Origin of the sequence: Rothia sp. HMSC065G12 (genome assembly GCF_001811455.1) — a bacterium.
Lineage (GTDB): Bacteria > Actinomycetota > Actinomycetes > Actinomycetales > Micrococcaceae > Rothia > Rothia dentocariosa.
The window spans coordinates 50,203-62,578 of record NZ_KV804815.1 but is presented as its reverse complement, the minus strand read 5'-3'; the positions used below and the strand labels follow the sequence as shown (position 1 = coordinate 62,578).

General features: G+C 51.2%; 10 protein-coding genes. 2 read left to right on the top strand and 8 right to left on the bottom strand.

Features of this window, described 5'->3' with window-relative positions; all coding sequences use genetic code 11:
• From HMPREF2804_RS05570 to dinB, 7 genes are all read right to left on the bottom strand, one after another.
• Entirely contained in the window at window positions 1-1,719 is a 1,719-nt protein-coding gene (locus tag HMPREF2804_RS05570) for a Mur ligase family protein (protein WP_070627660.1), read from the bottom strand.
• Between the two features lie 127 nt (window positions 1,720-1,846).
• Window positions 1,847-3,694 (bottom strand): peptidoglycan D,D-transpeptidase FtsI family protein, encoded by a 1,848-nt coding sequence (locus tag HMPREF2804_RS05565; protein ID WP_070627657.1) that lies wholly within the window; start codon window positions 3,692-3,694, stop codon window positions 1,847-1,849.
• A gap of 50 nt (window positions 3,695-3,744) precedes the next feature.
• Entirely contained in the window at window positions 3,745-4,722 is a 978-nt protein-coding gene (locus HMPREF2804_RS05560) for a cell division protein FtsL (RefSeq protein WP_135007633.1), read from the bottom strand.
• A gap of 83 nt (window positions 4,723-4,805) precedes the next feature.
• On the bottom strand, window positions 4,806-5,885 hold the full coding sequence (rsmH, locus tag HMPREF2804_RS05555; protein ID WP_256388193.1) for a 16S rRNA (cytosine(1402)-N(4))-methyltransferase RsmH: 1,080 nt from the start codon (window positions 5,883-5,885) through the stop codon (window positions 4,806-4,808).
• Between the two features lie 86 nt (window positions 5,886-5,971).
• Window positions 5,972-6,403, bottom strand: a complete 432-nt coding sequence (gene mraZ / locus HMPREF2804_RS05550) for a division/cell wall cluster transcriptional repressor MraZ (protein ID WP_004004381.1) — start codon at window positions 6,401-6,403, stop codon at window positions 5,972-5,974.
• A gap of 246 nt (window positions 6,404-6,649) precedes the next feature.
• Window positions 6,650-7,069, bottom strand: coding sequence for a DUF3040 domain-containing protein (locus HMPREF2804_RS05545; protein ID WP_004004380.1), 420 nt, complete (start codon window positions 7,067-7,069; stop codon window positions 6,650-6,652).
• Between the two features lie 256 nt (window positions 7,070-7,325).
• Window positions 7,326-8,660 carry a DNA polymerase IV gene (dinB, locus tag HMPREF2804_RS05540; RefSeq protein WP_048751976.1) on the bottom strand — a complete coding sequence of 445 codons (1,335 nt, stop codon included), beginning with the start codon at window positions 8,658-8,660 and terminating at the stop codon, window positions 7,326-7,328.
• A 168-nt stretch (window positions 8,661-8,828) separates the two neighbouring features.
• On the opposite strand from dinB, the gene HMPREF2804_RS05535 reads away from it, so the two are divergent.
• Window positions 8,829-9,971 (top strand): polyprenyl synthetase family protein, encoded by a 1,143-nt coding sequence (locus tag HMPREF2804_RS05535; RefSeq protein ID WP_070627655.1) that lies wholly within the window; start codon window positions 8,829-8,831, stop codon window positions 9,969-9,971.
• Between the two features lie 108 nt (window positions 9,972-10,079).
• Here HMPREF2804_RS05535 and HMPREF2804_RS05530 read toward each other — a convergent pair whose 3' ends face one another.
• Window positions 10,080-10,448: an Rv2175c family DNA-binding protein gene (locus HMPREF2804_RS05530; RefSeq protein ID WP_004004377.1), complete on the bottom strand. Its 369-nt coding sequence runs from the start codon at window positions 10,446-10,448 to the stop codon at window positions 10,080-10,082.
• A 197-nt stretch (window positions 10,449-10,645) separates the two neighbouring features.
• Between HMPREF2804_RS05530 and HMPREF2804_RS05525 the strand changes: the two genes are divergently transcribed.
• A complete protein-coding gene (locus HMPREF2804_RS05525) occupies window positions 10,646-12,310 on the top strand; it encodes a serine/threonine protein kinase (protein WP_070627653.1) in 1,665 nt (554 codons plus the stop codon).
• The last annotated feature ends 66 nt before the right edge of the window (window positions 12,311-12,376 follow it).

Here is a 12,376-nt window from a genome sequence, read left to right as displayed (position 1 = left end):
TTATGCTTCTTCAAGCATGCGTCGATAATCCGGAAGAATTTCGAAGTCGTTGGAGACAAGCGCTTTCGCGGTCTCCACGCGGTCGTCAAGTTGCACATCGGTACCGGCAACATCCTGCGCCGTTTCATGTCCACGACCGGCGATAAGAATAGCATCTCTCGCATCTGCGAACTCAATTGCCCGCGCAATCGCTACTTCTCGTGGAGCAAGATTAAGGATTTGGGATGCCCGCGCACCTCCGGCAATCGCTCGTTCAGCCCCGGCAACAACAGCCTCGCGAATTGGGGCGGGATCTTCACCGTGCGGATCGTCATCGGTCACAATCACAATATCGGCGTGCTGCGCAGCAATTTCTCCCATTAGGGGACGTTTGAGATGATCGCGTTCGCCTGTTGCCCCGAAAACAATAATGACTCGCCCACCACCTGGTCGGTCCATGGCTTCAAGCGCCCGAGTGAGCCCGTCAGGGTTGTGGGCAAAATCGACAATAGTATGCGGTGCCAGAGAAATCAGCTGCATACGCCCGGGCACTATAGGGGTTAGTGCCGTGCCATCAGCTAGGGCAGGTCGTAGGATAATGCGTTCTTCCTCAGAAGCACCAATATATACCATCAGCGCGGCGAGCGCGGCGTTTGAGACATTGAAATCTGCCGGAAGATGGGTACAACAGGGAATAGTGTCTCCCGCGCCGTTAGCCAACGTAAAACGATGCCCTAAACCATCACGTTCAACGTTGGTTACCGCCCAATCGAGCGAACCGAACTCAGCCGGGACCTCGGCTAGACCCGCGCCGTGCTCAGTAACAAGCCGAACAACATTACCGGTACCCAGCTGAATCTGGGCGTGGCGAAGCATCTTCTCGCCCCACTCGTCATCGGCAGTGATGACAGCGCGCTCAGTCCGCTCGGGCGTAAAAAGCTGTGCTTTAGAATCAAAATAATTCTGCATGGTGCCGTGCAAATCTAAATGATCCTGGGTGAGGTTTGTAAACCCAGAAACCTTATAAACTACACCATCCACACGGTGATAGTCGATAGCATGCGAGGAAACTTCCATTGCTGCATGAGACACACCGCGCTCCCCCATAATCGCAAGGAGCGAATGAACGTGAACAGACTCTGGGGTGGTTAGAGCTGAAGGAACGCTCACACCATCAACGAGAATTTGGATAGTACCGATAAGACCGGTCTTAGCCTTGAGAGCAGTTCGGAATACCGACTCCAGCATGTAAGTAGTCGTCGTTTTTCCATTGGTTCCTGTGACAGCGTAGCGATTCAGACCCTTGTAATCTTGTGACCCATAGATCAAAGCGGCGAGTGATCCTATAACAGGACGTAAAGAGTCACAGACCAGCAGGGAGCACCCATCTAAAGAAAGATTTGCCTCCCGAATCATCCGAGCGCCTGCAGTATCCGTGAGGATAGCGTGAGCCTGGGCCTCTAGTGCTTTTTGCGCGAATTGTGCACCATGAGCTTTCGCGCCTGGAAGAGCAACATATAGGTCTGCAGGACGAACCGCGCGAGAATCCATGCTGATCCCTCGCACATCTTCTTCAGAGCCTTGATGTTCTAGAACAGGATGCGCGCCTAAGGTCTCTAGATGCTCCACGAGCTCAGTAACCGTGCTCCCTCGTGAATTCTGAGGTCGCAGACTCTGCGCATCGCCGCCCAAGTGCGGGGTGCGACGAGCGTCTTGAGCCAAGCGCGTTTCGCTGTCCATTATCCTTCTTTCCTGACGGTCATACGCATTTCTTGCCGCCGAGATTTTTATTGTTATCGTCCTCGATCAACGCCAAGGTACGTTCCTATTGTAATAAGTTCTGCACAGTCGGGTGACCGCATGTGACTTACCCGTTAGATTTTCCATCCGCAAAAATAGGAATTTTTACTGGGTCTGTGGTGGATTTAGGCACGTTATACGTGTGCAGTACTTTCTCCATAATCTGTGAGAACTGGCTTGTTGCTCCCACACTACGCACATCGCCCTGAGGGCGCTGCAGAGTAACGCTTACGAGAAACTGCGGGTTGTCTATAGGCGCAAGCCCTATAAAGGATGTGGTGTATCCGTCATATCCGCCTTTATCGCTGGGAGCTTCAGCTGTACCCGTCTTACCGCCGACTCGGTACCCTTCGACCGAGGCTGTTTTCGCATGGCTTTGAAGTACAACATTCTCCATTAGTTCTCGACATTGTTCAGCAGTTTTTTCGCTCACCATCCTGGTGCCGGGTTCCACATCGCGTTTATGCACCGTACCATCGGCATCAATCAAAGCGTCAACGATGCGCGGTTTAAGTTTCACACCGTTATTACCGAGTGCCTGAAAAATCATGGCGGTTTGTAGAGGGGTCTGGGCAATACCCTGCCCGAAGAAAACTGTGTATTCCTGACGACCGTCCCACTCATGCCAATCAGATACTAACCCCTGCTGTTCGCCAGTCAGCTCAATACCCGTATAATCCCCCATACCGTATTTTTTGAGCCAGTTATAGCGGTCTTCCTTAGGGAGTTTCTTCCCGACAAGTACCGTTCCGGTATTCATTGAATCGGTGATAATACCGGAAAAAGTTCGGCGCTGTGCGGGGTGGTCAAAGGCGTCCGTGAATGTTTGCCCGTTGATCACCAAACGTTCCGGAACATCATACGCCGAGGTAGGGGTCGTAATGCCGCTTTCGATCAAAGCTGATGCAGTCAGAATCTTCTCAGTTGAGCCAGGCTCAACAACCTGGGAAATAGCGCGTGGGCTTGTATCCTGCTCGTTCTTAACTTTCTCGGCGCCGGGATCCATCATCGTAGAATCGGCCATTGCCAAAATCGAGGCATCCCGCACATCCATAACGATAACGGTGCCCCATTCCGCTTTGAGCTCGTCCACACGCGCTTTGACAATCTGCTGCGCGAAATACTGGATGTCCTGGTTAATGGTCAAACGTACGTTCTTCCCATTTTCTACATCGGTCGCCTCTTCTTTAGTAACAGGAATACGCACACCATCGGCACTAATTTCGTAGGTACGCTGACCGTCCACGCCCGCAAGATCTTTTTCAAAGACGCGCTCAATACCTACAGATAAATTCTTCTTGATCGTCTCGTTCTCGTTACCGGTTGCCTCATCAACAATGCGGTAACGGCCCACAACAGAGCCGCCCACGGGTCCGTTTGGGTACAGGCGCTCAGAGATGGCTTCCCCATAAAGGAACGGGGCTCCTAGAGCATCAATACGGCGAAATATCTCAGGGGTGACATTTGATTTCACGACGGCATATTTTGAGTCTCCGTCAAGCTTAGACTTGATAAACTCGTCTGTAATCGTAGGGTCAACGGTATGCAGAATGTCGGTTAGCTCATACACCAACTGTTCTGGAGTGATTTCACTCTTAGTATCGCGGTCATTATCGTAGCGCTTATACGAAGCAACAATAGTCTGATCCGCAATGATGTTGTACCGCTGCACGCTTCGAGCAAGCACCACTCCGTTAATATCGAGAATCTGACCTCGAACCGCTGGAACAATCTGAGAGCGCATGCGTTTCTCACGCGATTTCTCGGCAGTATGCTGTGGATCAAACCCCTGTAGATAGAGAAGCCGTGCACCCACGGCTGCCAAGCCGCCAGTGGCCAAAGCACCCACTACAAACCCGCGACGCCCAAGCTGTTGAGGCTCGGGCGGCACGGGCGCATTCTCATGAAAGCTCAAAGGTGTCCTTTCAAACTCTTAAACAGTTCGTTCCAGTCTCCACCAATATACTATCGTTGAGATGCTGAAGGGTTAGTGGATGCCGAGGGTTTTGCAGACGCTGACGATGAAGCAGACGCACTCGAAGCCGGCTGCTGTTTATCTGCCGATGCAGACGGTGCTGCACTCGGTGTTGCAGATGTCGAAGCGCGGCTCCCCTGACTGGGAACGGCGGGGGCATCCACGAGGTTGCGAGCGCCCGGGGCATCATCTTTAGGCTTCGCTACAGGAGTAGCCGTGCCGTTAATCTGCCCGCTGTTGATATCCAAAGTTGCCGGAATATCCGTCGCATGCATACCCAGTGAGCTTGCACGGTTCGCCAAGTTTTGCGGGGCCTGTTGGTACCCAATTTCTTGTTGCAGGGCTTGGTTCTCTTGGGTCAGTGTTTGCTCTTGGGTACGCAAGTCCACAAGGTCGTATTGACGGGTTGCGATCAAGATATTGAGCATCAAGATAAAGACCAAGGTCAACGGGATAGCAACAAATACACCCACCAACGCCACAGGACTCCAGCTTCGCGGACGTACCAGTGACAGGGCAAGCGGTACACGACGAGTCTCCCGAGCCTGAGCTTTTACTCGTGAGCTCTTAGCCGCAATCGAACGAGCTGGGTATGCAGATTTCGCCGGGTATCCGATAGTACGCGGATGCTGAGCACCGCCAGTGCGCGGACCAGCGTATGCGGTTACATGTTCCGACAACCGGTTCTGCGCACGATGAGCAATTCGAGCGTGCGTATCAGAAGTTACAGAAGTACGTGGAACCTGGATTTGAGAAACACGGCTTTTCACATTTGACGCAGGTTTATTCCGCCCCGGTACACCCCGGCGCGTTGGGTGTTTTTGAGCAGGTTTATGCTCAGGGATAATACGCAAATTAGCGTTCCGAGTTCCCCTGCGCCGATTGGCAGTGCGGGGCGTCTCCTCTACGCCGGTTACAGTCGGCGCTTCGGGAGTGGTAACGCTCGGAGAGTGTTGCGGAGGGGTCATATCCTGCTCTTTCAAGTCTGTATCTGTTGTTATGCCAATTAGGTAGATGTGCCGGGAGAGTTAAATTAAGCTGTCTTAGAGATTCAGCTGGATACTTTGATTTTTTCTCCGGCACGCAGTTTAGCGCTTGCTGCACGCGGGTTTTCGGCGATTTCAGCCTCTGTAGGCGGCTCTGCACCGCGGGTGATAACTCTTATCGTCGGCTGATGTTCGTCAAGCTCCACGGGAAAGCCTTTAGGGGCCTTCGACGTAGCAGCCTCGGTCAAAGCACATTTGACGATTTTGTCTTCAAGGCTGTGATAGCTCATAGCGACAAAACGACCGCCGAGTCTCAGAGCATCCAAAGCCGCTGGAACCGCCCGTTCAAGAGCTTCTAGCTCATGATTAACCTCGATACGCAAAGCCTGGAAAGTTCTCTTAGCCGGATGACCGCCTTTGCGCTGTGCTGCAGCGGGTACAGCCGTCTGAATGACAGCTACCAGTTCCCCAGTCGTGGTGAAGGGTGCGTGCTTTCGCTGTTCCACAATATGCTGGGCAATACGGGCAGCAAATTTCTCTTCACCCCAGTTTTTGATGATGCGACGCAGCTGATTCTCGCTGTACTCATTGACAACGATGCGGGCAGTTAGCTCATCATCACCGTTCATGCGCATGTCCAAAGGTGCATCATAGGAATACGCGAACCCACGGGAACGCTCGTCCAGCTGCATCGAAGACACGCCTAGATCCAGAAGAACGCCATCTACAGAGGTGACTCCCGCCGCAGACATCGCATCTTCTATATGGTCATATACGGTGTGCACAGGCACGAAGCGATTTCCAAAACGTGCCAGACGTTCGGCAGCAATAGCATGCGCCTGTGCATCACGGTCTATGCCGATAACCGTTAGGTTGGAGAACCTTTCAAGCATTGCTTCTGTATGGCCCCCCATGCCCAAAGTCCCGTCAATGACAACCGCATCCTGGCGCGAAATAGCGGGTTCCAACAGCTCCAGGCAACGATCGAGCATAACTGGAACATGGCGTTCCTGTGCCTGTCGTTGTGAAAGCTGCCCCAAAAGCCCTTCCCGATATCCAGGGTCGCCAGATACAGCATTGGGGGATGTCGAAACATCGTGCGTTGGGGTAACCACGCCGGTAAGTGAGTGAGACTCGGCGATCATGATGCTCCTTCCCATAGCTCTAGCGGTCGTTCACAGCGGATCACAGGTTACGTTTGGGGCAACAAAACTGTGTGGTGACATAGTCATTACAGAATCGGGGCGAAAGGATCTTCGTCCAACGACGCAAATTCTGCTTCTGTCTGTGCCATATATTCTTCCCATGCTTTGGAGTCCCAGATTTCCGCACGGCTTCCTGAACCAATCACAGTCAGCTCTTGCGACAGACCTGCATACTCACGCAGCACAGGCGGGATCGTTACACGTCCCTGCTTATCAGGCACCTCATCAGAAGCTCCCGAAAGGAACATGCGCATAAAGTCACGTGCTTGCCGCCCAGGAAGCGGAGAGCTTCGCATTGTTTCGTGGATACGCTCAAACTCGGCGACAGGAAACACGTATAGGCAGCGTTCCTGACCGCGTGTTAGCACGAGACCAGCTGATAGCTCATCGCGAAATTTCGCTGGCAGGATGATGCGCCCCTTGGTGTCCAGGCGGGGTGTATATGTTCCAAGAAACATGCGGCACCCCTTTCCTGACAAGCGGAATACCCGCGACTCCAATTAGGCATGTCTACCCCTGAAACTATCTTCCCCTCCACTTTACTCCATTTTGCTCCACTATTCCTACCTCATGAGGATTTTTCTCAGAAAGAACACAGCTTTTCCTTAGTTTTAAGCGCCAAAGAGGGCGAGTGGTTTATCAAAAACCACTCGCCCTCTCGGACGTTTCTTTAAACTTATTAGTAAAATTTAAATCATCAAAAGTTAGTTTTCACCACGGTTACGATCGTCCCAACGCTCTTCGAGGCGAGACATGAACTTCGACTGCTTTGTAGATTTTTCAGAAGAACCCGCACCTTCCTGGCGAGCTTGGGTTGCTCCCTGCGCCTTGTCTCCTAAGAACGAATCCACCGGAGTCTTCTTACTTGTTGTCGCCAAATAAACACCACCGGCAGCAATAATAAATCCAATAATGCCCAGCCATATCATCTTTGAGGCAACGGCACCGATAATAATACCCAACCCAGCTAACACGCCTAAAATGCCGAGAGCCATGTGTCGGGCACTAAATACGGGAGCTGTATTACCCGTTGATGACATTGATGACGCAAAATGTGGATCCTCAGCGCTCATCAGTTCTTCGAGCTGGTCGAGAACCTTCTGTTCACGCTCAGAAAGTGCCATTTCATTCTCCTTGAACGAACCGGTGACATGAGTGCTTATTCGTCTATCCTAAACCTACAACACTCCGTTGCTTTTATACTACCCCGCAATCCTTTTTTAAGATACCTACCGCTCGCTCGCGTGAAAATTTTCTTCTCTAACCAAATATGGTCTTGTTTACACTCTTTATGGGAAGATTCACCTCAGGACAGATTTTTCTACCCCAAATCCTTCGATTCCCTCCACTTTTTACTCCCCTATACTCCAGAGCGCTCCCCTAAGAAGTTTTCTGTTTTTCTGGGCTGCTCTTGTGAATATATGAAAGATCAGAAGCACTAGAAACAGCTGCATCAGTAAACTTCTGACGGATACTATCGAGAGTATGTTCCACTGCGCTCCAGTCAGGAGCATTGCGGATTCCATTCCAAGCACCAGGCCTGAATCTATCATCACCCACAGTATCTTCAAGATGTTTAGAACCTGCCTCTAAATCTAACAGTATTGCATCGTCGAAGAGTGGATACTGCACTCCGAGCTCACTACGTTCAAGTTTTTCGGCGCGAACACCAATGAGGCGAATAGCGCGTGTCGCATACTCCTGAGACTGCTCAGCAGAAAAGGCCAAAAGCCCCATCCCGCGCAGTGCAGCATGAGATGCCCGATAAATTTCCATACCTGAATCGCAAGAAACTGACAACGGCACAGATTTCGTATGAGTCTCAAATCCTTCATACCGAATTTTGAGGCTGAGAGAACCTGCCAGCTTACGTGCACGGCGCAAACGTATACCCACTTTAAACGAAAGCGAGCGCAAAGCATCTGTAATCTCATACCCCGACGTAGTATCAGTCCCGAATGTGTGCTCAGCGCCTATACTTTTCTCTTCACGATAGGGCACAACATCACGGCTATCGAGCCCACGAGATGTAGCCCAAAGGTGTTCTCCAGCAGCTCGTCCGAACCGTGCACGCAGCCAGCTTATGTCGAGTTCGCGTAAACCAGCAATTGTTGTAATACCGTATTTACCGAGGGCTGCAGCACTTTTAGACCCTACACCCCAGAGCTTTGAGACAGGAAGTGGATCTAAAAACTCACGGACTTTTGCGGGAGGAACCACCCATAGCCCGTTAGGTTTACTACCGGTCGAAGCCATCTTGGCAATAAGTTTATTGACGGAAATCCCTGCCGAGCTTGGTAGATGAAGTTCCTCCGCAATTCGTGAACGCACACGCTGAGCGATATCTACAGGACTCGTTCCATGGATAACTGCACCCGTGAGATCCACAAAAGCTTCGTCCACGCTTACCTGTTCTACCAACGGGCTTTCTGTACGCAAAATATCCATAACAGCCTGCGAATAATACCTATAGTTACCGCGAAGAGGCATGACCACAGCAGCAGGACATAGAGAAAGAGCTCGTGAAAGGGGCATACCAGAACGAACTCCATATATGCGAGCCTCATACGAGGAAGAACACACCACGGCGCGAGGCCCTTGTGGAGCAACGATGATAGGTGCACCCTGTAATTCGGGGCTCTCCAGAAGCTCCACATTAACGAAAAAAGCGTCCATATCAAGATGCATAACAACGCGCCCCTGCTGCTGGTTCATACCCCTCCTTCCCAATTCACAATATAATAGCATATATATTCTATAATTAGTACTTGTATTCTATATTATAGAAACCTCTGACCTTAGGAAGGTTATAATATTCGCAAATATCGACCGGTGCTTTACTCTAGAGGAGTATTCGCGCGCACTCCCCTAAGGAACACAAACATGGCAGAACAGCCGAAACCTGAAAATCTCAGCGACGGCGTTAAGTCTGAGCAAGAAGCTTACCTACGCGCAGTCGAAGCTACTATGTCAGAATTTTTCGCACAACAACGCACTCTGCTGACCGCTATATCTCACGATGCACTGCCCCTTCTTGAAGCTATCGAGTCGCTCTCTTCCGGGGGGAAACGTCTCCGGGCTCTTCTGGGCTATTGGGGATGGCGAGGTGCTGGAGGAGACTCCATACTCGAAGGATCGGCTCCTACCCCTATTATTCGAGCAGGGGCTGCCCTTGAGCTCTTTCAATCAGCGGCTCTTATTCACGACGATATTATCGATCGCTCTGATACACGCCGCGGAAAGCCCTCAGTACATAAAAAGTTTGAAACGCAGCACATCCAGAACTCATGGGTGGGCGATACTTTCAACTACGGACTAACCGGTGGAATCATCGCGGGTGATCTGTGCCTTTCGTGGTCGGAACAGATGTTCTCATCCATCGGAGAAGGTGCTTTATCCGGCACCGAAGCGCGAAATATCTTCGATACTATGCGTACCGAAGTTATGGCTGGCCAATACCTTGATGTGCTTTCCGAAGTTATTCCAGCAGAGACTCCTGAGAACGCCCTCGCTCGTGCTCACCGTGTTATTCAATACAAATCCGCAAAGTACTCCTGTGAGCACCCACTCGTCTTAGGAGGGGCTTTAGCACTCACCGGAATCGCGCATCAAGACCACCCGATTCTTGGGAAATATCGTGCTTTCGGACTTCCGCTGGGAGAAGGATTTCAGCTTCGTGATGATGAACTTGGTGTCTTTGGAGAACCTAGCGCCACAGGCAAACCCGCCGGAGATGATATTCGTGAGGGAAAACGCACCGTTCTCATAGCGCTAACAGCACAAAATATCTCTGCTGAAGACCGCAGGATGCTTGAAGGTGCCTTAGGGAACCCGGAACTCACGAACCAGCAAATCTCTAAAATCCGAGAGCTTATGATAGGCTCTGGGGCTCTAGAGCATGTCGAAGAGCTTATCGCTCAGAAGTCAGAAGCTGTAGATACTGCTCTTCATGCGCTGCCGGTATCCGAGCCGATACGCTGCGCGCTCAGCGCGATAGCGGCTAAGGCGCTGCACCGTAAAGCTTAGAGAGAATGGTGATGCGGCGCGTCCAAGCTGTTAGATGCGCCGCATAACTATATATTTTTCGGGTACCGTTGGAACTCGATCTTGATAAAAACTCTTCTTAGTTTTGTTTTACCAGGCAAGCGCCTGTGCGCGACGGCGGATCTCTGTCTTGCGTCCGTCTTTCAAAGCATCAATAGGGCGCCCAGGAAGAGAGTCATCATCCGTGTATAGCCAGACGATTGCTTCTTCATCGCTGAACCCTGAGTCTTTGAGTACGACTAGAGTTCCCTTTAAAGATTCCAAGACGCGGTTCCCGTTCAAAAAGAGTGCGGGGACTTTACGCACGTTGGTTTCGGGATCGCGCAAGGCTATCAAAGACCCGTCAGAAAGAAGGTTATGTATGCGAGTGATCTTCAGATCGAGGATCTCAGCGATCTCTGGAATAGTGACCCACTCGCCTACAAGGGCAAAGGTCTGAGCAATATTTTCGTTAGTCACCCTTTAAGAGTGCCAGAGAGCCTAATCAATTACCACTTATTCCGTGCCGCAAGCTGGTGTGTTGCAAGTAGCGTGCTCATCTAGCCTACGACTAAATCATAGGTATACACCTTTCCTGAAAATCTGCTGAGGGTTAGGTTCCGACATGACGAATAGGGTCGCATCATTCAAATGCATCGCCTAAAATTTTTATCACTATGAGTCATACTCCACAGCCTAATTCCGGTTCCTCTGTGCCCGGTCCTGCTCCCCAGACGAATTATAAGCAGCCGCTGCGGTTAACTGGTCAAGTGCTCGAAAAGCACTACCTCATGGGACGAATGATAGCCCGCGGAGGCATGAGTGAAGTCTATTACGCTTCTGACTTGTGGTCGAATAATCCCGTAGCTATTAAAGTGCTTACGCCCGAACTTGCCGAACAAGCGGAGAACAGGCAAAAATTCCATCGTGAGGAAAGCTCTCTGCGTAAAATTGGCGGGGGTCACACAGTAGGTGTGTTGTCTTCAGGTACTGAGTATCTTCAGGGGCAACGCATTATGTATATCGCTTTGGAGTACGTTTATGGGTGTACGCTCAGCCAGCTCCTTCGCTCTCGCCAAGCGCTGTCTATGGGGGAAGGTCTTGAAATTTTGCTTCCCGTTGTTGAGGGGCTTTCAGAGGTGCATGCGCATCGGTATGTTCACCTCGATATGAAGCCGGGGAATATTCTTTTAGATACTCAGCGGCGCATTAAGTTAGCAGATTTTGGTCTTACGCGCCGCAATGACCAATATGACTCTGGGGTTCTTATGGGTACCCCCGCCTATGTGGCGCCTGAAATTTTAGACCCGCAAGGACGTGTTGGTGCTCCAGCGGATATTTTTGCGCTGGGCGTTATGATGTACCGTATTTTCTCCGGTCGTTTACCGTTTACCGGTTTACACAACGATCAACAGGTTCTCTACCACAACGCCAACATTGAGATGCCTCCAATTACGGAAGTAGCTCCGGGAATCGACCCCGATATAGCGGGGATTATCAGGTGGTGCACACGTAAACAAGCGGATGCACGCCCCGAGGACGCCACGGAACTTTTCACTGCTTTATCCGAGATAGCCCAGCGGATGAATCCTAAAGATCGTGCATGGCGTTCCCCGCATCTTGAGCCTTCCGAGCTTGCGCTTTGGGATGAGGTGGGTGATATTGCTGAGCGCAGCGGCATGGCGCAAATGGTGCGTGATACTCCTATTAGCGCGTACGGCAGCGCGGTAGATTTGATTCTCGACGTAGATGCAGAGAATTCGGTAATTGACGATTTCGGTGTCCCTCTCTCCCCTGCTGTCCATGAACAAGGGCATATCGGTATTGGTCCAGAACCACATGGTCCCGACGAGAGCCTAATATCTCCCCCATCTTCAACCCCTAGTGCACCAGCGAATCTCCATAACGCGCTACAACCGGAGCCATCGCCAGTACCACGATCAGAATCACCTTCCACTCAGCACGTTCCTCAGCAAGAAAAGTCTATGTCCAAAGAGCAGCTGGATGATGAATCGTTCTCTGCCTATGCAGATCCGCAACAAATATATGATCGCCGGAATTCAAGTGTTCCTGTCCAAGCAAACCAGGAGCAAAATTCCTCTCTAGACTCTGAACAAAGCTGGATTTCTCAAACGCAGGAGCGCGAACGTCGGCACATTCTTGATCCTCGATTCCCTACCGAGTCTCTTGCCGAGCCACCTTCAGCTACAGCGTGGAGCCTCGCCGCATTAGTGGTGGTCGTTCTCTTTATGGCGGCTGGTTTTACGGGCTGGATGCTCGCCACATCAGTACTGCAGGCCGCCTGGTGGCAAGATTTTTCCAGGCTTTTCGGCGGATTATAGAGTAATCCCATATGCGAAGGTCGCATAGAAACTCTGTAAAGTTCTATGCGACCTTCAGCATAAAGC

Bases quoted from the DNA above. Each gene is read 5' to 3' on its own strand.
- HMPREF2804_RS05570 (WP_070627660.1), bottom strand. From the start codon at position 1,719: ATGGACAGCGAAACGCGCTTGGCTCAAGACGCTCGTCGCACCCCGCAC.
- HMPREF2804_RS05560 (WP_135007633.1), bottom strand. From the start codon at position 4,722: ATGACCCCTCCGCAACACTCTCCGAGCGTTACCACTCCCGAAGCGCCG.
- rsmH (WP_256388193.1), bottom strand. From the start codon at position 5,885: ATGATCGCCGAGTCTCACTCACTTACCGGCGTGGTTACCCCAACGCAC.
- mraZ (WP_004004381.1), bottom strand. From the start codon at position 6,403: ATGTTTCTTGGAACATATACACCCCGCCTGGACACCAAGGGGCGCATC.
- HMPREF2804_RS05545 (WP_004004380.1), bottom strand. From the start codon at position 7,069: ATGGCACTTTCTGAGCGTGAACAGAAGGTTCTCGACCAGCTCGAAGAA.
- dinB (WP_048751976.1), bottom strand. From the start codon at position 8,660: ATGAACCAGCAGCAGGGGCGCGTTGTTATGCATCTTGATATGGACGCT.
- HMPREF2804_RS05535 (WP_070627655.1), top strand. From the start codon at position 8,829: ATGGCAGAACAGCCGAAACCTGAAAATCTCAGCGACGGCGTTAAGTCT.
- HMPREF2804_RS05525 (WP_070627653.1), top strand. From the start codon at position 10,646: ATGAGTCATACTCCACAGCCTAATTCCGGTTCCTCTGTGCCCGGTCCT.